Genomic DNA, 2,772 nt, shown 5'->3' on the forward strand with positions numbered 1-2,772 from the left:
TACGTCGGCCTGCCGCTGGACTTTGGGGCGCGCAGCCCCTGATACCGCGCCACGCACGGACGCACGCAGCGTCGGCCACCACGCGGACAAGCCCCTGCCGCTTCACCGGACGCCGTCGTCGCCGTCAGGGCCGGCGCCGTTTGCCCTGGCCCACCGGCGAGCCGCGGCGGATCACGGTACCCGGTCGCGGCGGCAGCCCGGTGTGCTGCGTCAGGATCAGCCCCGCGCGTGGCTGTGCGGCGCGGCTGGCGGCAGCGGCACTGCCCTTGCGCGAAGCGCCGGGCTGCGCCGCTGCAGACGCCTTCGGCGGCGTGGAATGGGCGCGCCGGGGCGCGCGGTAGCTGCCGTCGGTCAACGGTTGGTAGGCGGGAACCAGATGGTGCTTGCCGTTGCCGATGAGGTCTGCACGCCCCATGCGCTTGAGGGCTTCGCGCAGCAACGGCCAATTATTTGGGTCGTGGTAGCGCAGGAAAGCCTTGTGCAGACGGCGCCGACGCTCGCCGCGCACCACGTCCACGCGCTCGGCACGCTCGTCGCGGTGGATACCCTTGAGCGGGTTGAGACCCGTGTGGTACATGGCCGTGGCGGTGGCCATCGGGCTGGGGTAGAAGGTCTGCACCTGGTCGGCGCGAAAGCCGTTGCGCTTCAGCCATAACGCGAGGTTCAGCATGTCCTCATCCGTCGTACCCGGGTGGGCGGCAATGAAGTACGGAATCAGGTACTGCTCCTTGCCCGCCTCCTTCGAGTACTGCTCGAACATGAGCTTGAAGCGGTCGTAGCTGCCGATGCCGGGCTTCATCATTTTCGACAGCGGCCCCGGCTCGGTATGCTCGGGCGCGATCTTCAGATAGCCGCCCACATGGTGCTGCACCAGTTCGCGCACGTATTCGGGGCTGCGCACAGCCAGGTCGTAGCGCAGACCGGAGCCGATCAGGATCTTCTTGATGCCGGGCAGCTGTCGGGCGCGCCGGTACAGCTGCACCAGCGGGCCATGGTCGGTGTGCAGGTTGGCGCAGATGTCCGGGTAGACGCAGCTGGGTTTGCGACAGGCGGCTTCGATCTCAGGGCTCCGGCAGCCTAGGCGGTACATGTTGGCGGTCGGCCCGCCCAAGTCGGAGATAACCCCAGTGAAGCCGGCCACCTTGTCGCGGATCTCCTCGATCTCGCGCAGAATGGAGTCCTCGGAGCGGCTCTGGATGATGCGACCCTCGTGTTCGGTGATCGAGCAGAAGGTGCAGCCGCCAAAGCAGCCGCGCATGATGTTGACGCTGAAGCGGATCATCTCCCACGCGGGGATCTTGGTCGGCCCATCGTGACGGCCGTTGGCATCGGCATATGCGGGGTGCGGGCTGCGCGCGTACGGCAGCCCAAACACCCAGTCCATCTCGGCCGTGGTCAGTGGAATGGGCGGCGGGTTGATCCAGACATCGCGCGCGGCTGTCCCCTGCCCGTGTGCCTGCACCAGGGCGCGCGCGTTGCCCGGGTTGGTCTCCAGATGCAGCACGCGGTTGGCATGGGCATACAGCACGGGGTCGGCCTTGACCTGCTCGTAGCTGGGCAGACGGATGACGGTGTGCTCGCGCGGCGGGCGGCCGCGATGCGGCAAGGTCGGATTGGGCACGAAATACAGCGGCAGCGCCGGTGCTGCCCCAGCGCTGCCCCTGGCCTCCTCTGACATCGCCGTCGGCCGCGCGACACCGGCAACATTGGAGTGCGCTTGCGCCGACGCTTGCTGTACGCAGTTCTGGCCCTGTTCCCGAGCCTGTTCGGACACCATCCGATACGGGTTGACGTGCGCGTCCACCCGGCCGGGACGGTCTACCTCGGTGGAGTCGATCTCGAACCAACCCTCGGGCGTGCGGCGGCGTACGAAGGCCGTGCCGCGCACGTCGGTGATGGACTCGATGGGTTCGCGCCGCGCCAGCCGGTGCGCCACCTCGACCAGCGCGCGCTCGGCGTTGCCGTACAACAGCAAATCGGCCTTGGCGTCCAGCAAAATGGAGCGGCGCACCGTCTCGCTCCAGTAGTCGTAGTGGGCGATGCGGCGCAGGCTGGCCTCGATGCCGCCAATGATGATCGGCACGTCCCGGTACGCCTCGCGGCAGCGCTGGCTGTAGACGATCACTGCCCGGTCCGGGCGCCGGCCCGCCACGCCGCCCGGGGTGTAGGCGTCGTCGGAGCGAATCTTGCGGTCGGCCGTATAGCGGTTGATCATCGAATCCATGTTGCCCGCGGTCACGCCCCAAAACAGGTTGGGTCGGCCCAACGCCTTAAACGGCTCGGCGCTGTGCCAGTCGGGCTGGGCGATGATGCCGACGCGAAAGCCCTGCGCTTCCAGTACGCGGCCGATCACGGCCATGCCAAAGCTGGGATGATCGACGTAGGCGTCGCCGGTAACGAGGATGACGTCGCACGAATCCCAGCCCAGCGCCTCCATCTCGGCGCGGCTCATGGGCAGGAAGGGCGCCACCCCGAAGCGCTTGGCCCAGTACGGCTTGTAACTGGTCAGCGGCTTGGCGTGCCGCACAAAGTTGGAAACGTCGACCGTAGCGTTCATGGGGCAGGCGTACGCGAAAAACCCGCCAGTGTACGCCGAGTCCGATTTCCTTGCCGAGGGCGGCCGTTACCCGCATGTTCTGTCCTGGGCCAGCGTCTCGACTTTGAATCCGACGACATTCCTTGCGGCGCGGCTGAATTCGATACCGATGAGGTGAATGGGCTTGCCTTCTGCGCGGTATTTGTCGGCATAGCCGCGGGCTTTGAGCTGATCAA

Annotated in this window: 1 protein-coding gene; it reads right to left on the reverse strand. The window is 67.1% G+C overall.

Going from position 1 to position 2,772, the window contains the following annotated elements:
• Nucleotides 1-124 precede the first annotated feature (124 nt).
• On the reverse strand, nt 125-2,557 hold the full coding sequence (locus tag V7Z54_RS09735) for a YgiQ family radical SAM protein (RefSeq protein WP_334136203.1): 2,433 nt from the start codon (nt 2,555-2,557) through the stop codon (nt 125-127).
• Nucleotides 2,558-2,772: the final 215 nt, after the last annotated feature.

It is taken from the genome of Tepidimonas sp. (genome assembly GCF_036824975.1).
GTDB lineage: Bacteria > Pseudomonadota > Gammaproteobacteria > Burkholderiales > Burkholderiaceae_C > Tepidimonas.